Raw genomic sequence first — 21,940 nt, forward strand, 5'->3', positions numbered from 1 at the left:
TTTTTGGTATTGATTGCGGAGTTTCTCCATGAATGCAATTGCCAAGGCGATCGATAGGCTCAATGATGTTTTCGGGCGAATCATTGCGCCACTGATTGCCATCATCGCGCTAATCGTTCTTTACGATATCGCGTTGCGCTTTTTTACCGATCGCCCCAGCGACTGGGCTTTCGACATCACCAAGATGCTTTTCGGCGCCCATTTCATGCTGATGGCAGCTTACGGGCTGCGCCACCATGTTCACGTCGAAGTCGACGTGATCAAACGGCTGCTCTCACGCAAGAAGCAGGCGGTATTGGATATTATCGGCTATCTGATCTTCTTCGTGCCCTTTATGTGGGTGTTAACAAGCCTCGGCTGGAACTTCTTTATGCGTTCGTTCAGCCGCGGCGAAACCACCTATGGCATGGTGTCAATTCCGGTTTACCCTATTAAAGGCGTCATCTTCGTTGCGGCAGCACTGATTCTGCTGCAGGGTATCGCGATCTTCATTCGGGCTATTCAGCAACTGCGTGAGGAGCGAACATGAATTTAAGTCCGGAAATGCTCACCTTGGTTATGTTCGCGGGATTGATAGTGGGTCTGTTCATGGGCCACCCTCTGGCGTTTGTTCTGGGTGGCGTCGCGGTCATCGGTGCCCTTTTAGGGCCCGGATTGAATGTGATGGGCACGCTGATCAACAACATCTATGGCAATGCCATGGATAACTACGTGCTGGTAGCGATCCCGTTATTTGTATTGATGGCGCGGTTTCTGAACGACTCGGGGGTCACCGAGAAAATGTTCGATGCCATGCGCCTGTTACTGGCGAACCTGCGTGGTGGTCTGGCATTGACGGTGGTCATAGTCTCAGTGCTGTTGGCTGCAACCACCGGCATCGTGGGCGCCTCGATAGCGGTGATGGGCATGATCGCTCTTGTGCCGATGCTCAAGTATGGCTACAACAAGGAGCTCAGTGCCGGGGTAATCATGGCCAGCGGTTGCCTGGGAATCCTGATTCCGCCCAGTATCATGCTGATCCTGATGGCTAGCTACTCGCCGGTCTCGGTAGGGGCTCTGTTTGCAGGTGCCTTGGTACCGGGGTTGATATTGGGGGTAATGTACGCGCTTTACGTCTTGATCATCTGTTACCTCAAGCCCGATTATGGCCCGAAGGTGCCTGCTGAAGAGCGCGCCCAAACGAGCACCGGCCAACTGGTCGTCATGCTGTTCAAGTATGTTCTTCCGCCTATGGCATTAATTCTTGGGGTATTGGGGGCCTTGTTCACCGGTTTGGCCACGGCCACGGAAGCCTCAGCCATCGGGGTATTCATCGCCTTTTTGCTGTTCATGATTTTCGGGGACCGCAAGCTCAAGACCTGCTACAACACCCTGATCGATGCCAGCAAGACCACTACCATGGTCATGCTGGTACTGGTAGGGGCCACGGCGTTCACCGGGGTTTTCTCCCGGGGTGGCGGTATGAGCGTGATCAGCGATGTGGTGTTAGCCATGCCCGGCGGCACTACAGGGGCATTGATTCTAATGCTGTTCTTAGTGTTTATTCTGGGTATGTTCCTCGACTGGACTGGCATTGTGCTGCTCAGCTTCCCGATCATGTTGCCTATCGTTGAAGCCATGGGGGTTGATATGTTGTGGTTCGTGGTGATGGTCGCCGTGGTACTGCAAACCTCGTTCCTGACGCCGCCGTTTGGCTACGCCCTGTTCTATTTGAAGGGGGTGGCGCCGCCCGGAGTGGAAATCGTCGATCTGTATAAGGCGGTAATTCCGTTCGTAGCCTTGATCGTCTTGGCATGTCTACTGCTGGCAATCTTCCCTTGGTTGATTACCGGTTTACCGGCCATCATGTTGGGTTGATCTCTTTTCCCTGGGGCTGGCCCCATTCAGGTTGATAACCACAACGCCCGCCATTAAACATGGCGGGCGTTGTGGTTCTGAGTTCAACGATTTAGAGCGCCTCTCCGGCACTGGCATCAGCCCGCCAGCTCCTGCAATAACTCTCGCAAACGGCTCATCCCTGCGACCACTTGTGCCGGGTCGCCCCTCAGGCTCAGCTCCACCTCGCGTCGACCGTTCGCATGGGGCAGGCAGGCCAGGCGCAAATCCGGATACTCCGCCAGCAGCAACTCCATCAATGGAATCAACGGCCCTTCCGACGTATCGGTCAACACCAGGGTCTGGCTCACAGTGCGATTGGACGCCTGATAGTCGATGTAATCATGATCCAGCACCCACTCCACCATCGGCCAGGCCATTCTGGGAAAGCCGGGTACAAAATGATGGCGATGGATGGCGAAACCGGGAATTCCGTTGATCGGGTTGGGGATAATTCGGCTGCCGACTGGGAACTCCCCCATGCGCAGGTGCAATGAATTTAACCGTGAGCCCAGTTGTAACCGAATTTCCGCCTCGGCTTCCGGATGCAGTGCAAGGCCTATCCCCAGAGCCGCGGCCGCGCACTGGCGGGTCAGATCGTCTGGAGTCGCGCCAATGCCGCCGAAGCTGAACACCACGTCTGGGCTGGCAAAGGTTTGCGCAAGCGTTTGGGTGATCAGCTCACTGTCATCCGCAATGGTGCGCACCCAAGACAACTCCAGCCCGCGTTCTTCAAACCGCGTAATCATGGCGGCCAGATGAGCGTCCTGCTTGCGGCCGTTCAACAGCTCGTCACCAATAAGAATGAGACCGAAACGGGATATGGGTGTGCTATTCATCATTATTCCTATGGGGCGATGGCTTACGCCGCTGGATAAACCCGAAACTCTATGGATGGTGGGAACGGGGAGCAACTCAGCGCAGATAGCTCTCAAGCGCAAACACGTGAGGGTCATCGTCACCCAGCGTTCGCAATGCGGTGGCCAGGCTCAGAAGATAATCACGGTTACGACCGCTGGGGCCTTCAGCGGCCGCAATCTGGCTGGCGATGTCCGCATCGTCGGCGGGACCGAGAAAAGCCGCGTTGTCTTCGGTGGCGATATACACCAGGCCCTCTTCGCGGGTGCCATCCGCAAACATCATCGGCGTAGCAAACCGTAGATAGCCATTTTTCTCCCGCACATCCAGGTGCGCAAACACCTCAGGCGAGACCCGGTAAGCCATACCTTTGCAGCAAATGTTGGGCGCTTCGATCAGAGTGACCACGCGGCCTGGCGCATCGGGTGTGCCACGGTGATCATGGGACCCCTGCCAGAACCGGCGAGCCCAACCTTCAATGGCTGCCGGGCGCTGCTCCAGAAAGGGAAAGTCGACTTTGTAGATAAGCGAGCCATAACCAAACAACCACACCGACTCTAGCCCATCAAAGCAGTAGCGCCGGCGGTTATGTTCTGTGGTGTCAAAAGACATAAGTGCTGTGCCCTTTATTCTGATGCAGCCAGTGCAACTTTTCGTGCGCGTAGCCAGCCCTGAACCCGCATCCAGCCCAGCAGCCATAAAGTAGCCGCGCCGAATCCCAGGAGCGTGCCCACATTCAGGCCCAGGCTGTCGTAAGTCAGCGAAATGCAGAGGGCGTAGCAAAGCAGCGAACCCAGGCCTGCCGGGTAGTGCTTGATCACCGCAGCGACCGTGGCTCGCCCGTGGGTCAGGTGCAGAATTACGAGGAAGGGATACATGGTCACCGGGAAAGCGGCCATAACCCCGGCCCAAGCCGGGGGCAACACATGAGCCAGCCCCGTGATCACAAAAATGATGCCCGCAGCAAGGCCGGAACGCAACGCCAACGCAGGCCACGACAGGCCGCGGCGAGCGCCAACCGCCACATCCGGTACACGGCGGTAAAGGCGAACAAATATCAGAATGGCGACGAAGGTGGTCAGCGTGCCAGTGATTCGGTTGAAGTCGATACTGGTCAGTACCAGGCTGGTTAACAGCCAGGCCAGAATACCCAGGGCTGTGCCACTAAGAGCACCCGCCAAGCCATCACGCCTGGCGCCCAACAGGTAGCCCCCGCTCAGCGCCAGAGTGGCCGAGAACCCGGCAAGCGTGTGCACTGCGCTTTCGGTGGCAAAGGCCGGAGAAATCTCCAGGCCAATGAAGTACAAAGCGATGGCCGTGCCCAGCGGATAGCCTGCCAGCATCCCCGCCGCGCGTGCACTCACACGCTCCGCCACCAGCGACAGCCCCAGCACAATACCAATCGAGATAATTAACTTGGCTAGCTGCCAGCTCAGCGGAACATCCACGTTCTGTACTTCCTGTTTACTGATTAAGACGCGTGATAGTAAATCAAATCGTAACGTTGATCTTTAACTTTGGTAAAAAGTGGCTGCTCAGTCTTCGCCGATCACGCCATCACTACACGCCGTTTTTTGCTTTTTCAATCTACCCACCGCTCTTACCAGTTGTTCCCAATTGATATTAACCATCGTTCTGACCAGTCGTACTTTTCTGTCGTTTTTGTATCCGTAACAAGTCTGGTAATGTTCTGGCTTCAGGCTGTCGCGGAGAAATGCCTTGAACATGGACATAGCCACGGAAACAAGCAACACATCAGGCAACTTTGTCTTTCTGGCCGAACACGACGCTTTGTTTGTGGAACTTGCCACAGCCGCAGAACGCGCTTTCTCAAGCGACCCCAACACCACCCTGATAAAACTGCGCCAGCTGGGTGAAGCCCTGGCCCAGCACCTGGCTGCGCTGTCCGGTATCGAGTTTGACCAACAAACCAGCCAGTCTGATTTACTGTGTCGCCTGCAACGCGAACTTCGTTTAGAACCCCAGATTAAAGAGCTGTTCCACGCCCTGCAGCTACAACTTGCCAATCAAGGCGAAAACAGCGCTAACCAGCAGCGCCAAAAAGTGGCCAAGCAAACAAAGGCCGCAAGCAACACCTTGGTACTTAGCGAAGAACTCACCCGCATCCGGATAGACCAACAGCTGAACGAAGCCGGCTGGCAAGCCGACAGCCAGGAGCTCACCCACCAAAAAGGCACGCGCCCGGAACCTGGCGTAAACCGCGCCATCGCAGAATGGCCCACCAACCATCAAGGCGCCAAGGGCAGGGCGGATTACGTGCTGTTCGCCGGCCTGACGCCCATCGGCCTGTTGGATTTACTGGAACGCTGCCGGGAACACGCCGAACAACAGCTGAAAATTGAGCCCTTCGGTTATCTGAAACTGCGCGGCTACCAGCAAAAAGCCGTAATCGCGACCGAGAACGTGTTAGCCAAAGGCGTGCGCGCGGCATTACTGGCCATGGCCACCGGCACTGGAAAAACCCGCACCGTTATTGGCCTGATGTACCGCTTCCTGAAAGCCGAACGCTTCCACCGCATTCTGTTTCTGGTGGACCGCAGCGCGCTGGGCTAGCAGGCCATAGATGCTTTCAATGAAGCACCGCTGGAACAAAACCATATCCTCAGCAAAATCTACAACGTTGCCGAACTTGGCGATATGGCCGCCGAGGCCGAAACCCGTATCCAAGTCGCCACCGTGCAGGCCGTGGTGAAACGCATCATTATGAGTGACCAGCCGCCGCCCATCGACCAGTTCGACTGCATTATCATCGACGAAGCCCACCGCGGTTACACCCTGGATCAGGAAATGACCAAAGGCGAACTGGCCACCCGCGACGCCAGCCAGTACATTTCCAGCTATCGGCGCGTACTGGACTATTTTGACGCGGTGAAAATCGCTCTTACCGCAACCCCAGCCAAACATACCAGCGACATTTTCGGCAAATCCGTTTACACCTATTCCTACCGCGAAGCCGTGGCCGACGACTGGCTGATAGATCACGAACCGCCCATCCGCTACGAAACCCTGCTGACCCAGAACGGCATTCGCTTTGAAAAAGGCAAACCGGTAGACGTCATCAACGAGAACTTCAACCGGGTGATTTGCGAACAACTGGTGCAGGAGCTGGACCCCTTCGGCGATGAAAAAACCCTGATATTCTGCGCCACCGACCTGCACGCCGATATGGTCAAACGCCTGCTGGACGACGCCTTCAAAGACCTTTACAACGGTGATTACCACCAGGCCGCGGTAGCTAAAATCACCGGTAAAAGCGACAAAGTTGACCTGCTGATTCGCCGCTATAAAAACGAGCGCTACCCGTCTATTGCCATTACCGTAGACCTGCTGACCACCGGCATAGACGTGCCAACAATCTGCAACCTGGTATTTATGCGCCGGGTACGCTCGCGCATTCTGTACGAACAAATGGTAGGCCGCGCCACACGCCGTTGCGACGACATTGGCAAAACCGTATTCCGCATTTACGACCCGGTGGACATCTACGCCGCACTGCAAGACGTCAACACCATGAAGCCCTTGGTGAAAAATCCCGACATTACCCTAGAGCAGCTGGCCGAAGAACTCACCGACCCACAAAAACTCGAAGCCGCGCTGCACAGCCCTGGCGAACAACAGGGCGAAACCCAAGCCGACGTGGTGTTAAGCCAGCTCAGCCAAAAACTGGTGCGGGTGCTGCGCAAAGCCAATAAAAAAGCCGAAAACCGCGAGCGCAACCAAACCTACGGCACCCACAAACGCCCCGAAGACTACCTGGACGAGTTCAGCCGGTTCATCAGCGAACAACTCAACCAGTCAGCGGCCCTGTCCGTTGTCGTCAACAAACCCCGCGACCTGACACGCCAGCAACTACGCGAAGTAAAACTGCTGCTGGATAACCACGGCTACTCCGAAGCCCACCTGCAAAGCGCCGTGCGTAAACAAACCAACAAAGACATCGCCGCCAGCATCATCGGCCACATTCGCCGTGCCGCCCTGGGCGAGGCGCTGATTCCTTTTGAACAGCGCGTAGCCACCGCCATGGGCAACATCTACACCCGCCACAGCTGGACCCCCGCCCAGCGCAAATGGCTAGACCGCCTGGCAAAACAGCTGGTGCACGAAGTGATCATCGACCGCGACTTCGTCAACAATCGCTTCGCCGAAGACGGCGGCGCCAAACGCATGGAAAAAGTGCTGGGGGATCAGCTAGATGTGGTGCTGGAAGAGTTGAATGATGCCATGTGGCCGTTGCAGTCGGCGTAAGCGGAAAATCTATGTCGATGGCATAAACATAGCGGTCATTTGTGTATGAAATGTTCTGTTTTGCCATACGCAATAACAGCTGTGTATGGTAGAACCGACACAAATAAGCTTTTGTATGATATTTTTAAAAAAATCATACACAACCAATTTTCTGTATGATGGACTGAACACAAGCAGATTTGCATCTGCTAGAACGCAAAATAGTATACAAAAAGAGGCGAATCTTGCCATGGAACCTTACACCCCAGATGCCTTACCACTACAGAATCTTGACTACGGACAGCTGATTACACTGGTCGGTGAGGCCAACTCTAAGCTGGCAGAATACAGCGGGTTATTGCAGGGCATCGTCAATCCTGACGTTATGCTCTCGCCTCTGACCCAACAAGAAGCCGTACTTTCCTCGAAAATAGAGGGTACACAGGCAACCGTTGAAGAAGTTCTCGAACGAGAGGCCGGGCAGAAGTTCGATAGCCGTAAAAACGAAGACATCAACGAAATTCTGAATTACCGAAAAGCTCTGATGCTGTCTCAGGATTACCTGAGGGATGGCCGCCCCATCACACTCAGCCTGTTACTTCAGCTACACGGCATTTTGCTGGACAGCGTGCGCGGGCAAAACAAATCGCCAGGGCAGTTCAGAAAAGAACAGAACTGGATTGGCCGCGCAAACTGCGATATTGAACAAGCCACGTTCGTACCACCAAACCCTTTGCAGCTTCCAAACTACCTTGAAGCTTGGGAACACTATTTAAAACACAGCGATTTTGATGTGCTGGCACAGGCTGCCATTGTCCATGCACAGTTTGAATTATTACACCCGTTTCAAGATGGCAACGGTCGTATCGGGCGTTTGCTGATCCCTCTTTTTCTTTTTTCAAAGCAACGGCTCTCAAGCCCAATGTTTTACCTGTCCGAATATATTGAATCCCACCGTGACGAGTATTATCAACGCCTTGCAGCCATTTCACAGCAGGCGGACTGGACCGGGTGGATCAAATTCTTCTTGGGCGGCATCATCGAACAGGCAGAAACCAACCTGCTCCGGGTTCGACGCATCATGGCGCTTTACGAAATCACCAAAGCCTGGATTCGGGAAACCACCCACTCCCAACACGCAACCTTGCTATTGGATGGAATTTTTGACCGCCCAATCTTCAGCACCAGCGACTTTGCCAAATGGACAGGTATACAACGGCAAACCCTACATGGCTTGCTGCGCCAACTAGTACAAGACGATGGCCCCCTGATTGTGATTAAAGAAGGCCAAGGCAGCAGAGCGGCAATTTACGCCTTTCCCGAACTGCTTAACATTTGCGAGGGGCGAGACGTTTTCCCGACGACCAATAACGGTTGATATCGATTTTTCACTTTTCTATACATATCCATGCTGACGTGTATAGATTTTCGCGTTTTCTATACATAAGCACCTAACTGGCAGCTTTCACAGGAACCACCATGACCAACAACGACAGCGCCCAGAAAGACGGCCTGGGCGACCTGTACGAAGGCCTGCTGGAGAAGAACGCCAACGAAACAAAATCCGGCGCCGGTCAGTACTTCACGCCACGCGCACTGATTAATTCCATGGTGCGCTGCCTGCGACCCTAGCATGGTGAAATCATTCAGGACCCGGCAGCGGGCACCGCAGGATTTCTGACCACCGCCCATGAATACATCAAAACCCAAACTGACGACCTGTACGATCTGACCGACCAGCAAAAAGTTTTCCAGACCACCCGCGCTTATACCGGCATCGAACTGGTGCCCGGCACCCGCCGCCTAGCGCTGATGAATTGCCTGTTGCACGGCATGGAAGGCGAGGCAGAAGGCGTCGTACACTTGGGCAATGCTTTGGGCCTGACTGGCTCAAGCCTGGCAAAAGCCGATGTGATACTGGCCAACCCGCCGTTTGACACCTCCAAAGGCGGCGACACCAGCATCACCCGCGACGACCTGACCTACAAAACCGGCAACAAACAGTTGGCCTTTCTACAGCACATATACCGCAACCTGAAACCCGGTGGCCGCGCCGCCGTGGTGCTGCCAGACAACGTACTGTTTGAAGCCGGCGTAGGCACCGACGTCCGCCGCGACCTGATGCACAAGTGCAACCTGCACACCATTTTGCGCCTGCCCACCGGCATCTTTTACGCCCAGGGCGTGAAAACCAACGTTCTGTTCTTCACAAAAGGCAGCGCCGCTAAAAAGCACCAGGAACAAAACTGCACCGAAAACGTCTGGGTGTACAACCTGCGCACCAACATGCCCAGTTTCGGCAAACGCACCCCCTTTGGCGAGCAGCACCTGAAGCCCTTTGAAGGCGTATTTGGTGAAGACGCCAACGGCCAAAGCTCACGCACAGAAGGCGAGTGGAGCTTTCACGCCGACAACATCGAGCTGCCGGAAGAAACAAAAGCCACCGAAGAAAACCAGGACGTAAACGAACGCATGCTGCACAACCGTTGGCGCTGTTTTTCACGCCAGTGGATCAGCGACAGTAAAGGCGACTCGCTGGATATTTCATGGTTGAAGGATAGTGACAGCGTGGATGCTGCCAATCTGCCGGAGCCAAGCGTGTTGGCGGGAGAGGCGATGAGTGAATTGGTGCAGGCGCTGGGTGAGCTTGATGGCTTGATGCGGGAGCTGGGGATGAGGCGGATGGGCGGCGACAACAGCGCCGAAGCGCTGCTGGCAAGAATCAAAGTCGAGCGAGCGGCAATGAAGCCGTTAAAGCACACACGGAGAAAGAACAGTGCCTGAATCGAACCGGAGAATGACCATGCGGAGCCAACGCATCTTAACTCTGCTGGGACTCTGCTTGACCTTGATTTTCACCACCCCTGTAAACGCCGTTTCAAAATGTGTCGCCGCAGACGGATCGGTTTCCTACGTTCAGGGAAATTGCCCAAATCTAAACCAGAAAAAAGAAGACGTGAGGGTGTGGGATTCCGGCCGCGGCATGAGAATTGGGCCAGACCCATCAAATACGATGGACTATTCCGAACCGGACACTATCGTCCAGCCAGTCCAACCTGCCCGTAAAGCGGCGTCACACCCTTGCAACACCACATCTACAGGTCTAATTGAGCGCAAGTTTGAAATTCGAGCCTGCGCCGTTCTCAGTAGTCCTCACGACCCACAGAACCGAGTATGCAAAGCGTTGGCAACAGGAAGCTGGAGATACGACGCAGGAGTAACTGCTATCGGTTTAAAGATGTTAATAAAACAGTGCCAAGCGACAGGAGGCAGTTCAAACGCTCTCGGAAATACTACGTTTTCAAATAGTGGAGTCACTTCGCAGAAAAAACAGGGGTGTTTCGAAACAGGGATTTCTAGGCCGACTCCCTTCCAGGGCAACCGGGGCGAATTATTTAGGCTTAACGACGGCTCTATCTGGGAAGTTTCTAATGGCGCCAATTACTTGTACAAATACTATCCACAAGTGCTTATTTGTCCTGGGAGGAGCCAACTCATCGTTGATAAAAAAGTGATCGATATTCGCAGAATAAATTAGTGCGTATCTAAGGCGCACTGACGCCACGAGCATAGGCATGTTTGGAACTAGAATTAGGATTTCGTCTTCAGGAAGGAAAGGTTGAGAGAATTCTTTGCAGTCCGGTACCAGACCAATTTCGATAGTGAATGCTGTACCGAATTCAGCCCCTCATGTCCCTGGCAACTCCATGCGGATCGTCCATCTCCGCCCATTTCAAGCCTCCAAGTGACTGCATTTTCACGAGCACACTGCTGGCTTTTGAGATATCCAATTCCTGGAATGATTCAATTTTTAGCTTCCGAAGTCGCCAGCGGCCTTCTGGTAAACGCTCCCATGTTCCCCGGCCACTTACACGTACCTGTTTGAAAAGAAGAGCAGACAGCTGCTGGGCAATACCTACGGAGGACTCGCAATGAAGCGTTTCCCCGTTAGCGCCCTCAAGCCGCACAGGAACGGTTTCATCTTTTCCGCCGACCATATAAAGACGACCTTGAACAGAGCCCGCCTTGTTAACCACTAATGGCTTTTCATCATCCGACCGTTTTCGAAAAGATAAAACCGGCGCTTGCGAGTTGTCCAAAATCGCACCACCTGTGCCATCTTCATCCATCAGTTTTTGCAGCGCTTTGTAAGCAGACTGGTTTTTTTTCGGCCCCATGCTGTTAGGCACTTCCCGAACGTGGGTTAACACCTGCTGATAGTGCAGATCTTCAATATCCACATTCAGCATGGCACTGCCTTTACCTACTGAAGAAAAATGTACGTGCTCCACTTCCCCGAGCATGTCAGAAAGGTGGGTCAGATACTGGCCCAACCGCTTCATGGCGATTGTTTCAGGGGTGCAGTCGTTTAACTTCAGAGTTAGCTTTTTCATAAATATGATTATAGAAGCCCGATACGCCACTTGCTAGCAATGTAGATGTCTGTGCCGGGAAACTTAATCCGGGTTCGGACGAAAGCGCTACTGGAGAGAATCAAAGCCGAGTGAGAGGCTGTTACACCGGCGAAAAAAACTCGAAAGAAGGTTTCATCGTGATTAACGGACAGTCTTACACCCATATGGCGGATCATTTCCGTGGCGTCACGCAAATTATTTTTTGTCCTGCGTCCACAATCTGAATTAGTTCGCAAAGTGGGTCAGCCATCGCTGATCCAGAAAGGATATGACCTCTGAGCTGAACCATCGTATGCTAGACTTTCGATAATATATAGGGTTAAACCGTAGCGCGCAGGTGGTTTGTGGGAAGTCATATTAGTATCAATAATTTAGAGGCAAGCCTTCTGGTAGTAGGGCTCTACACGCCCGCGGAAGCGGCGGCCTATACCGGGATTCCCGCAGCGCAGATCCGTCGGTGGCTGTTCGGCTATACGTCTGGAAGCAAACATTATGCTGGCCTTTGGTTGCCTCAACTTGAAGGCGAGGCTACGCAGGCCTTGGGATTCCACGACTTACTGGAAATTCGCTTTGTGCATGCATTCCGGCGCCACGGCGTTAGTTTGCAAGCCATTCGCCGGGCCTCCGCTCACGCCCGGGAATTGTACAATCAGCCCTACCCGTTTACCTGCAAGCGCTTCCAAACAGATGGTCGCAGTATTTTTGCCGCCGTTCTGGAAGAAACCGGCGATGACACTCTCTTAGACCTAGTGAAAAAACAATACACCTTCAAACAAGTGATTACCCCGTCGCTATACCGCGGTATTGAATACCACAATGACACAGCCCAGCGCTGGTATCCCCTCAGCCGCAACCGTCGCGTGGTATTAGACCCAGCCCGCAACTTTGGCAAACCTGTTCTAGCTGAAACCGGCATGACAGTAGATTCCATTGTTAGTACCTGGCACGGCGAAGGGCAGGATGTAAGGCGCGTAGCAGCGATGTATGAAGTGCCCGTGGCTGAAGTGGAGGCAGCCATTCAGTTCGAGCAAATGCATTATTCGTAATGGCTCCAAAGCCGAAGAACTTTAACTATTCGCTCATCTTCAAGCACCTGATAAACAATGCGGCGCTGGATGTTGATGCGACGTGAATAGGCCCCCGAAAGATCACCGATGAGTTTTTCAAACGGAGGCGGCTTGCGGTAGGGGTCTTCCGCCATTAGCGCCAGAAGTTCAGCTCCCCATCGCATTCGTCCATAGGGGTTTCCATCCCCTCACGAATAGACTCTCGCATACCCGGTACAGACAGCAGGTAAAGCGTCTCTTGGATAGCCGTCCAATCGTCCTCGGAAACCAAAACGGCTTTGTTTCGCTTACCCATAATAACGATTGGCTGATGAGATTCGGCGGTTTCGGCAATCAGCCGGTAAAGTTTGCTACGAGCTTCAGTTGCTGTAATTTCGCTCATGACGCACTTTTGATATGTTCAAATATTGATCAAAGCGTATGCCGTTAAGTACGCATATCAAGACGTTGGCAATCTGCCTTTGCCACAGTGTAGTGTTGTGCGTTAAGTGGCTATAATTAAGCCAATTATTTTAGGGTAAACCAATGTCCAAAGCTCACATCAATACCAAAATGCTGATCTGGGCGCGCAAGCGCTCTGGCATTGATGTGTCTGATTTTGCCCGCAAATGCGGTGTCAGCGAGGAGCGCTTGCAGGAATGGGAGTCTGGCGAGCGGCCAATGACTTTTAATCAGGCCATGAGCTACGCCGCCAAAGCCTATGTACCTTTCGGCTATTTGTTTCTCGCGCAACCGCCGCAGGAAGGGCTGTTGATTCCCGACTTACGCACGCTGGGCGGCCAAGGGGTTCAACGGCCAAGCTCCGAGCTACTAGACCTGGTCAAGCTGATGTTACAGCGCCAAGAATGGTACAAAGACTATCTGCAACAGCAACTAGCAGAACCTAACGCCGTTGTCGGCCGCTTCTCTGCTCGTGACAGTGTCGATGCCATTGTTCAAGATATGCGCACTCAACTTGGCGTGCCGGAGCACCCGAAACGCGGAAAGTGGGATGACTACTACCGTGATTTGGTTGAGCGCATTGAATCCAAAGGCATTATGGTGATGCGACAAAGTAATCTGAAGCATCACACCCGCCCCCTGAACGTGGACGAATTTCGCGGTTTTGCAATCGTCGATGAGTTCGCTCCGGTAATTTTTATTAACCACGCCGATGCCATGGGTGCACGCCTATTCACATTGATTCACGAACTTTGCCACATATGGATCGGCCAATCCGGCATCTCCGATGGCAGTACCAATACCCACCGGCAAGAGGAAATACTGTGCAACGCGGTCGCCGCCGAGTTTCTAGTGCCCGCGACTGAGTTCAGCCGTTTATGGCATCAAGATGAAAATCGCTGGGAAGAGAACCTACCTCCTCTCGAGGCGCATTTTCACGTGAGCACTTGGACACTCGCCAGAAGAGCTCTAACCCTGGGCTTTATTTCTGAAGGCGAGTATGGCCAGTATATAGCGGAACAACAGGCTGCTTATCGTCGCCGAAAGCAAAGTGGTAGTGGTCCCACTTATTACCAAACCAAAAAGGCGCAAATCAGTAGTCGGTTTTCTCACGCCGTAGTCAGTGAAGCGCTGAGCGGTCAAATGCTGCTCCGCGACGCAGGCGAACTCTTGGGCGGCATGCAGCCCGCGAAGATCAAACACTTTGCTGAGGAGCTCGGTCTTTGAGATATTTGCTGGATGCGAATACTTACATACAGGCAAAAAACCAATATTACGGTATGGATATTTGCCCAGCTTATTGGGATTGGCTGGATCAGCAGTTTCAGCAAGGCTTGGTTGCTAGTGTGAATTTTGTAGGCCGGGAGCTGCGTGACGGTAATGATGATCTGGCGGAGTGGGCTCGCGCGCGGCCTGAGCACTTTATCCCCAACGACGACGAAGAAACCCAAGCTGTTTTTTCATCTATTGTTCAGGCTGTTATGCAAGGCGACTATAATCAGGGCAACAGGGACAGTTTTTTGGCCAAAGCAGATCCGTGGATTATTGCCAAAGCCCGTGTAATAGGCGCAGCAGTGGTTACTCACGAGTCTGTTTTGGCTCCTAACACTCGCAAGGTAAAAGTACCCAACATCTGTCATCAATTCGATGTTCCCTGCGTGAATACCTTTCAATTTCTTCGCGAGCTGAAAGCCCGATTTGTGCTGGGAAACTGATTACTCACGTTTATCTCTATTTTGTGTAATTACACATTTCATAGGTAAACATGAGTAATTCCCCTCTTCATACCGCCAGATGCCTCCGAAACAACGCCAGCGCCACACTAAAAAACACCATCCCAATAGCCACCAACGCCAGCATTTGCGGCCACACCACCTCCAGGCCTGCTCCCCGGTAAAGTATGGCTTGCGCCAAGCTGACGAAGTGGGTGGTGGGCGCCACCAGCATGATGTTCTGCACCAGGTCAGGCATGCTTTCCCGCGGAGTTATGCCGCCAGAGAGCATTTGCAGGGGCAGTATGGTGAGTATCAGCAGCAGGCCGAACTGGGGCATGGTGCGGGCCACGGTGCCAATCAGGATGCCGATGGCAGTGGTGGAAAACAGATGAATCAGGGTGCCGAACATAAACAGCATTATTGAACCCTGCACCGGCACTTTTAATATCAGCTGAATCACAAGGGTTACCGAAAGGGTTGCCGCCAGCATCACAACCAGGCCGTTAGCCCACACTTTGGCGGCCATGATTTCAAACGGCTTTATCGGCATCACCATCAGGTGTTCTACGGTGCCGTGTTCACGTTCGCGAATCAGCGCAGCGCCGGTCAGTATGATGCTGATCATGGTGATCATATTGGTCAGCTCCATCACTCCGCCAAACCAGGTGCCGTCCAGATTGGGGTTAAAACTCACCCGGGTTACCAGGTTGATGGGCAAGGCACCGCCAGCGCTGCCAGTCTGCATAAATTCCGCCACTTCGGTGGTCAGCAACTGTTCAATGTAGCGCGAACCGATGAACGCCTGGGTCATGCGGGTCGCGTCGATATTCAGCTGCACGCTGGTGACTCGGCCCTGACGGATGTCGCGCTCGAAACCGTCGGGAATCACCAGAACGAACGTGTGGCTGCCTTTGTCCAACACCTCGTCAATCTGGCCATACTGGATCTGGTCCGGTGGCATAAACCAAGGCGGTTGCAGGGAATCAATCATGTGGCCAGCCAATGCGCTCTGGTCCTCATCCACCACCGCCACCGGCGCGTTGTGTAGTTCCATGGAACCGGCAGAGCCAGCGGTGTACACCATCAGGGTAAGCACCGGTATGAACGCCGCCAGCACCAGGAACGCGTGTTGCATATCACCCAGGGTCAGGCCCTTGGTAAACACGCCGCGGCTGATCTGCAGGAACCAGGTGGCCGGCCAGAACTGGCCAATGACGGCAGCGGCGCCATCTAGAGAAGACACCGGTTCGGTCATGCCAGAGAACTGCACCGTGGGCAGTATGGTGATGATTGCGGTAGCCGCCAGCGCGGCAATCTGGGTAGACGCAAACGCCGAAATTACCTGGCCCAGACCGGTGGTGGCGGTCACGAACAGCAGCGCGCCAAAGGTCAGGGTTAGCACGCCGCCTTTGATGGGCACGTCAAACAGGAAAATCGCCAGCAGCACCAGGCTGACGTAGCTGACCATGCTAAAGCCGATGTAGGGCAGCTGTTTACCGAGCAAAAATTCCAGCCGGGTCACCGGGGTTACATACAGATTGGTGATAGATCCCAGCTCTTTCTCCCGCACAATCCCCAACGCCATCAGAATAGCCGGGATGAAAATCAGCAGTATGGGAATCACCGCCGGCACCATGGCGTCCAGGCTGCGGAAGTCCTGGTTATAGCGGTAGCGGGCTTCAACGGTCACCAGGCTAAAAGCCGGCACACTGCCGTAGGTGCGCTGGGCCAGATCTTTCAGGTAGCTGAAATGCAGGCCTAGCATATACCCCAGTATGGTCTCACCGCGAAAGGGCATAGCGCCGTCTACCCACACGGCGATTTCGGTAGGCCGGCCGCGTTTCAGGTTTTTGCCAAAGCCCGGCGGTATCGCCAGAACCAGGCTCAGTTCGCCGGATTTCATCCGCTCTTCCAGTTCGGCTATGGTGGCCACCGGTGGTTGCTCTAAAAAGTAGCGGGAACCAGATACGGCGGTGATGTAGTCGCGGCTTTGCGGAGTTTGGTCTTGGTCCAGCACCGCGAAGGTCAGGTCTTCCACGTCGAGGGTGATGCCGTAGCCCAAAATCAGCATCAGCAAGGCCGAGCCAATAAACGCAAACGACATACGGATAGGGTCCCGCAGCAGTTCACGGGTTTCGCGGCGGCCATAGGCCATCAGGCGCTGGAAGCTAAAGCGGCGATAGCGCGGCCGGTCGCTGGCGTTTTCGCCCAGCACGTTTCCGCTATTGCTGGTTACGGGTTCCTTGTCCACCGCTTCAAGAGTTTGCATGAACGCGGCTTCCAAATTGTCTACCCCGGCTTGCTCTGCCAATGCGGCCGGGGTGTCGCAGGCCAGTACTTCGCCGGCGTGCATCAGTGAAATGCGGTCGCAGCGCTCACCCTCGTTCATAAAGTGGGTGGAAATAAAAATGGTCACGCCGTCTTCGCGGGACAAACGCAGCAGCAACTGCCAGAAGCGGTTGCGAGCACCGGGGTCTACCCCGGAGGTTGGCTCGTCTAAAATTAGCAGTTCCGGCGAATGCACCACGGCTACTGCCAGCGACAACCGCTGGCGCACGCCCAGGGGCAAGTCACCAGCAAACCGGTCCATCACGTCTTCTAAACTAAATTCTTGGGTCAATTCATCCATTCTGGGCTGAATGCGTTCGGCTGGCAGATGAAATAGCTTGGCGTGCAGTTCCAGGTTCTGGCGCACGGTCAGCTCGTTGTACAGCGAGAACGACTGCGACATGTAGCCCACACGCTGGCGGGTTTTCAGGTCTCTGGCATCCAGAGTGGCGCCAAACAGCAACACCTCGCCTTCGGACGGCGTTAGCAGCCCGGTGAGCATTTTCATGGTGGTGGTTTTGCCACAGCCGTTAGAGCCTAAAAAACCAAATATTTCGCCTTTCGGGATGGTGAAGCTAACGTCTTTTACCGCGGTGAAGTCGCCAAAGCGCAGGGTGAGATTATGGGCTTCAATGGCAGGCACGTCGGCGTTATCGGTTGCCGCGCTCGCCGAAGCCGTAGTCGCAGCATCGCCACCGGTTTCCTGCCGGTCTTTTGGCAGCAGCGCGATAAAGGCGTCGTCCAGATTGTCTGTTTCAGTTTGCTGTTTTAATTCCTGCGGCGAACCCGTAGCCAGAATGGCGCCGTTGTCCATGGCCACCAGCCAGTCGTAGCGCTCAGCTTCTTCCATGTAAGCCGTGGCCACCAGCACGCTCATGCCCGCTTGCTGGCTGCGAATGGTATCAATCAAGTCCCAGAATCGCTTGCGGGATAGCGGGTCTACGCCGGTGGTGGGTTCATCCAGAATCAGCAGGTCCGGGTTGTGAATCAAAGCGCAGCAAAGGCCCAGTTTCTGCTTCATGCCGCCAGACAATTTGCCGGCGGGCCGGCTGCGGAATTCCAACAGGCCAGTGGCGTCTAGCAGGCGGTCGATCTGTTCGCCACGGGCCTTGCCACGCAGCCCGAACAGGTCGGCAAAAAAGTCGATGTTCTCGTCCACCGTCAGGGTGTGGTAGAGGTTGCCGCCCAGCCCCTGGGGCATATAGGCAATGCACGGGGCGACTTGACTGCGAAAGTGCGAATCGGCCATATTGCCGCCCAGCACCTCAAGCCGGCCTTGCTGCAACTGGCGGGCACCCGCCACCAAACCCAGCAAGGTCGACTTACCAACACCGTCTGGGCCAATCAGCCCGACCATACAGCCGGCGGGCAGGTCCAGGCTAATATCCCGCAAAGCATGGCGGGCACCGTATTGATGATTAACCGATATCAGCCGGGCCACAACCGCTTTTTCGCCCGGGTTGATGCCTGTCCGGGTAACGGTTTTGGCAGCTTTTTTGACAACTAAAGAGCTGTCGCCAGGCCGATTATCCATTAGGAAGGGTTACTTGCAGCTGTTCTGGCCAAGGCAGACTTTCATCGAGACGAACATAGGCAACACCCGGCACGCCGGTTTTCACCCGATCGCGATAGGCCTCTAGCAATTCGGGGTCGATGCGAATGCGCACTCGGAACATCAATTTCTCGCGCTCGGTGCGGGTTTCCACCGCCTTGGGCGTGAACTGGGCTTCTGCAGCCACAAAACTCACCTCCGCCGGCACCACAAAGTCGGGCAGGGCGTCCAGAACAATGCGGGCATCGGAACCCACCCGCACTTTACCAGCCTGGGCGGTGGGCAGAAAAATAGTCAGGTACACGTCGGTTACGTCCAACACCGTGGCCACTTTGCCGCCAGCCGGCAGCACCTCACCCGGCTCGGCCAGCCGGTAAAGCACACGGCCGCCTACCGGGCTGTTCAGGTGGCTATCATCAATAGTGGTTTCAATTTTGTGGATGTTGGCTTTCGCAGCGTTGATGCCAGCTTGAGCTGACAATACCTGAACCTTTGACGCCTGCAATGCGGCGTCTGCGGTTTCTGCGGTGGTGCGTGCGCGGTCCAGCTGTTCGCGAGACACGTGGCCCTTGGCAACCAGAGATTCAAACCGCCCCAGCTCGGCCCGGGCCAGGCGCCGTTCACTTTCCCGCTGGGCCACAATGGCATCGGCCAGGCGTTCGGCTTGAATCGCCTGGCTCAGATTGGCCTGGGCAGCCGCCAAGGTTGCCTGAAGTTCCGCTGTGTCCATCTCTGCCACCGGGCTACCGGCATCAATCAGATCGCCCTCGGCCACAAAGAAGGTCAGCAGGCGGCCGGGAATGCGGGTGGCAATATCAACCTGAGTGGCTTCTATGCGGCCATTTCCCGACGCAATATGCGCAGCAAGGGTGTTTTCCTTTGGCACAAAATACCAGGCGACAAGGGCGAGCAAAGCAATAACCGCCAGAGTTATTATCAGTCTCGAGCGGACTTTAGGGCTTGAGCCAGGCATAGATCGTCCCCGATAAAAATTGGATTAGTTCAACTATAATGAAGCTGAAATCAGTATAGCGGGGCTTTTAGTAACGTGGGTGACACGCGTCAAAAGCGCAGGACATGCCTGCGCTAAACGCTTCAGTCATTTTTGATCCCGGTCAACGTTCTAGTTATAAGCTTATTCTAAAAAAGAAATTCAGCGCACTTTGGGCTATAGTGAAAGGTGGATACAAACCCGTTTCATTGCAGGAGAAAGCGCGAAATGAAGCAGCTATTAATCGCATTTTTTATAATTTTCGGACTCAGCGTTCATGCCTTCGCAAATGATGAAGCTTTGGCCGTCACCCCCCAGCAAACTTTTGATCTGGTACAAACACAGCCTGACCAAATGCTGTTTGTGGATGTGCGCGACCCCATCGAAATCATGTTTATCGGCTTTACCGATGTGGCTCAGGCCAACATTCCGTTCTTGCTGGCCGATCGCAGCCGGTTTCTGGACGACAAGCAGCGCTTTGCCATGGACAAAAACCCGCAGTTCGCCGCACAAATTGAAGCCGCTCTGAAAGCCAAAGGCCTGAACAAGGACGCGCTGATTATCACCATGTGCCGCTCGGGTTCTTCACGGGGTAAGCCCAGTGCCGATTACCTGCTGTCCCAAGGTTTTACCAATGTGAAATACATTGATCACGGCTTTCAGGGTAGCGGCGCCAAAGAGGGCAAAAAAGCCGGTATGCGCATCGTTAACGGCTGGCAGAATGACGGCTTGCCCTGGTCTATGGAGATCAATCCGGAAAAGATTTATCGCCCAGGTCAGTAATAACGGTTCATAAGCGGTCAGCACCGCAAGGAAGGCGATTATGGAAGGCTTGTCCCAGCTTTTATCCCAACGAAGGGCAGTGGCAATCCTGCTGTTTTCGCTCCTGTTGTTGCCGCTACTATCCTCAGAAGCACTGGCGTCTGCAGAGCGGGCGCCGACTACCGCAGACCACACCAAATTCGAGGCGCTGAAGGGCCCGTTCAATTCAGCGCCGGAAGTGACCGCCGCCTGCCTGACCTGCCACACCGAAGCTGGCGAGCAAGTGCGTGCTACAACCCACTGGACATGGCTATACGATCACCCTGAAACCGGCCAACAGCTGGGTAAAAGCAAGGTGATTAACAGCTTTTGCGGCATGGTAGTCACCAACGAAGCGCGCTGTACGTCTTGCCACGTTGGTTATGGCTGGGAAGACATGAACCAGCCGCCACCGGTTGCAGAAAATGCGGTGGATTGCCTGGTGTGCCACGACACCACCGGCGAATACTGGAAATTCCCCACCCTGGCCGGTTTCCCCACGGATATTCCTCGCGAATGGCCAAAAAGCAGCGGCACACTGGTGCTGCCACCCGACTTGGCCAAAGTTGCCCGCAACGTGGGCGCCAGTGACCGCGAAAACTGCGGCAGCTGCCACTTTTACGGTGGCGGCGCTGACGGGGTCAAACACGGTGATCTGGATTCGTCACTGATAGACCCAAGCCACGAGCTGGACGTGCACATGGCCAGCGACGGCCTGGATTTCAGCTGCTCCGACTGCCACACCAGTTGGGGCCACAACGTGGCTGGCAGCCGCTATCAGGTGAACGCCAAAGACACCTTGGGTATTGATGTACCCGGCCACACCGACCTGGGTCGCGCCAGCTGTGAATCCTGCCACGGCAGCGAACCTCACCCGCAAGCCAAGTTGAATGACCACGTTGAAAAACTGGCGTGCCAGACCTGTCATATTCCAGCCTTCGCCCGCGGCGGTGTCGCCACCAAAATGTGGTGGGACTGGTCCACCGCCGGCAAACTGGACGAAGACGGCCAGCCTATGGCGTTAAAAGACGAGAATGGCCACGTCAGCTATCTGAGCGAAAAAGGCAATTTCCGCCACGGCGAAAACGTCACCCCAGAATACGCCTGGTTCAACGGCACTGTGGAATACACCCTGATAGACGCCAAACTGGATTTGACTCAGTTGCCGGTGCACATCAACCGGGTGAAGGGCAGCCCAGGCGATGGAGATTCCCGCATCTGGCCATTCAAGGTGATGCGTGGCAAACAGCCTTACGACACCGTTTACGAAACCCTGTTGGCCACCCACGTGTTCGGTAAAGACGACTCTTCGCTGTGGAGTAACTACGATTGGCCCAAAGCACTGAAAACCGGCAGCGAATGGTCCGGCATTCCTTTCAGTGGAGAATACGACTTTATTGAAACCACCATGCACTGGCCCATTACTCACATGGTGGCGCCGGCAGACCAGGCTCTGGATTGCGCCGCCTGCCACAGCGCGAACAGCCGACTGGCCGGATTGCCGGGAATTTACATGCCGGGGCACAGCAGCAACCCTTGGCTCAACCGCATTGGCTGGCTGGTCGTGCTTTTAACGTTGCTAGGCGTAGCCCTTCATGGTTTAGCTCGCAGATTCTTTCGCCGCCGTCGCGAACATACCAAGGAGCGTTGAT

16 protein-coding genes and 3 pseudogenes are annotated in these 21,940 nt (G+C 54.6%); 11 read left to right on the forward strand and 8 right to left on the reverse strand.

Annotated elements, in window-relative coordinates; genetic code table 11:
• The first annotated feature begins 28 nt into the window (after positions 1-28).
• Entirely contained in the window at positions 29-529 is a 501-nt protein-coding gene (locus ATI45_RS14865; RefSeq protein WP_098420332.1) for a TRAP transporter small permease subunit, read from the forward strand.
• A complete protein-coding gene (locus ATI45_RS14870) occupies positions 526-1,857 on the forward strand; it encodes a TRAP transporter large permease (RefSeq protein WP_098420334.1) in 1,332 nt (443 codons plus the stop codon). Before ATI45_RS14865 ends, ATI45_RS14870 begins: the two co-directional genes overlap by 4 nt.
• A 116-nt stretch (positions 1,858-1,973) precedes the next feature.
• On the opposite strand, the gene ATI45_RS14875 is transcribed toward ATI45_RS14870, so the two are convergent.
• The 3 genes from ATI45_RS14875 to ATI45_RS14885 all read right to left on the reverse strand — a co-directional run bounded on the left by ATI45_RS14875 (position 1,974) and on the right by ATI45_RS14885 (position 4,181).
• A complete protein-coding gene (locus tag ATI45_RS14875; RefSeq protein ID WP_228735990.1) occupies positions 1,974-2,717 on the reverse strand; it encodes a competence/damage-inducible protein A in 744 nt (247 codons plus the stop codon).
• Positions 2,718-2,790: 73 nt separating this feature from the next.
• Complete coding sequence (locus ATI45_RS14880) at positions 2,791-3,345, reverse strand: gamma-glutamylcyclotransferase (protein WP_098420338.1); 555 nt, start codon at positions 3,343-3,345, stop codon at positions 2,791-2,793.
• A gap of 14 nt (positions 3,346-3,359) precedes the next feature.
• Entirely contained in the window at positions 3,360-4,181 is an 822-nt protein-coding gene (locus ATI45_RS14885) for a hypothetical protein (protein ID WP_098420340.1), read from the reverse strand.
• Positions 4,182-4,458: 277 nt separating this feature from the next.
• Here ATI45_RS14885 and ATI45_RS14895 point away from each other — a divergent pair.
• The 4 genes and pseudogenes from ATI45_RS14895 to ATI45_RS14905 all read left to right on the forward strand — a co-directional run.
• Positions 4,459-6,171: pseudogene (locus ATI45_RS14895) on the forward strand (DEAD/DEAH box helicase family protein); the annotation flags it as partial.
• Positions 6,163-6,999: a type I restriction-modification enzyme R subunit C-terminal domain-containing protein gene (locus tag ATI45_RS23175; RefSeq protein WP_416376677.1), complete on the forward strand. Its 837-nt coding sequence runs from the start codon at positions 6,163-6,165 to the stop codon at positions 6,997-6,999. The pseudogene ATI45_RS14895 and the gene ATI45_RS23175, both read left to right, overlap by 9 nt.
• Positions 7,000-7,084: 85 nt before the next feature.
• Positions 7,085-8,356 (forward strand): Fic family protein, encoded by a 1,272-nt coding sequence (locus ATI45_RS14900; RefSeq protein WP_218926144.1) that lies wholly within the window; start codon positions 7,085-7,087, stop codon positions 8,354-8,356.
• Positions 8,357-8,472: 116 nt separating this feature from the next.
• A pseudogene (locus ATI45_RS14905) lies at positions 8,473-9,762 on the forward strand (HsdM family class I SAM-dependent methyltransferase); the annotation flags it as partial.
• A gap of 896 nt (positions 9,763-10,658) precedes the next feature.
• Here the strand turns inward: ATI45_RS14905 and ATI45_RS14915 are convergent.
• On the reverse strand, positions 10,659-11,372 hold the full coding sequence (locus ATI45_RS14915; RefSeq protein WP_228735991.1) for a hypothetical protein: 714 nt from the start codon (positions 11,370-11,372) through the stop codon (positions 10,659-10,661).
• 365 nt (positions 11,373-11,737) lie between these two features.
• On the opposite strand from ATI45_RS14915, the gene ATI45_RS14920 reads away from it, so the two are divergent.
• The gene (locus ATI45_RS14920; RefSeq protein WP_098420348.1) at positions 11,738-12,439 is read left to right on the forward strand and encodes a DUF433 domain-containing protein; all 702 of its coding nucleotides are present in this window, start codon (positions 11,738-11,740) and stop codon (positions 12,437-12,439) included.
• Here the strand turns inward: ATI45_RS14920 and ATI45_RS14925 are convergent.
• Positions 12,430-12,609, reverse strand: a pseudogene (locus ATI45_RS14925) (Txe/YoeB family addiction module toxin); the annotation flags it as partial. The gene ATI45_RS14920 and the pseudogene ATI45_RS14925 overlap by 10 nt on opposite strands.
• A complete protein-coding gene (locus tag ATI45_RS14930) occupies positions 12,594-12,842 on the reverse strand; it encodes a type II toxin-antitoxin system Phd/YefM family antitoxin (RefSeq protein WP_098420351.1) in 249 nt (82 codons plus the stop codon). The gene ATI45_RS14930 and the pseudogene ATI45_RS14925, both read right to left, overlap by 16 nt.
• A 143-nt stretch (positions 12,843-12,985) precedes the next feature.
• Between ATI45_RS14930 and ATI45_RS14935 the strand changes: the two genes are divergently transcribed.
• Together ATI45_RS14935 and ATI45_RS14940 are read left to right on the forward strand one after the other, a co-directional pair.
• Positions 12,986-14,128 carry an XRE family transcriptional regulator gene (locus ATI45_RS14935; protein ID WP_098420353.1) on the forward strand — a complete coding sequence of 381 codons (1,143 nt, stop codon included), beginning with the start codon at positions 12,986-12,988 and terminating at the stop codon, positions 14,126-14,128.
• A complete protein-coding gene (locus tag ATI45_RS14940) occupies positions 14,125-14,616 on the forward strand; it encodes a DUF4411 family protein (protein WP_098420354.1) in 492 nt (163 codons plus the stop codon). The genes ATI45_RS14935 and ATI45_RS14940 overlap by 4 nt, the downstream gene beginning before the upstream one ends.
• 67 nt (positions 14,617-14,683) lie before the next feature.
• Here ATI45_RS14940 and rbbA read toward each other — a convergent pair whose 3' ends face one another.
• Positions 14,684-18,478, reverse strand: a complete 3,795-nt coding sequence (gene rbbA / locus ATI45_RS14945; RefSeq protein ID WP_179888417.1) for a ribosome-associated ATPase/putative transporter RbbA — start codon at positions 18,476-18,478, stop codon at positions 14,684-14,686.
• Positions 18,471-19,469 carry an HlyD family secretion protein gene (locus ATI45_RS14950; protein ID WP_098420356.1) on the reverse strand — a complete coding sequence of 333 codons (999 nt, stop codon included), beginning with the start codon at positions 19,467-19,469 and terminating at the stop codon, positions 18,471-18,473. Before ATI45_RS14950 ends, rbbA begins: the two co-directional genes overlap by 8 nt.
• Before the next feature lie 246 nt (positions 19,470-19,715).
• On the opposite strand from ATI45_RS14950, the gene ATI45_RS14955 reads away from it, so the two are divergent.
• Positions 19,716-20,270, forward strand: coding sequence for a rhodanese-like domain-containing protein (locus ATI45_RS14955; RefSeq protein ID WP_098420358.1), 555 nt, complete (start codon positions 19,716-19,718; stop codon positions 20,268-20,270).
• 40 nt (positions 20,271-20,310) lie between these two features.
• Positions 20,311-21,939, forward strand: coding sequence for a tetrathionate reductase family octaheme c-type cytochrome (locus ATI45_RS14960; protein WP_098420360.1), 1,629 nt, complete (start codon positions 20,311-20,313; stop codon positions 21,937-21,939).
• Position 21,940 lies beyond the last annotated feature (1 nt).

This window comes from Marinobacter sp. LV10MA510-1, from assembly GCF_002563885.1.
Classification (GTDB): Bacteria; Pseudomonadota; Gammaproteobacteria; order Pseudomonadales; family Oleiphilaceae; genus Marinobacter.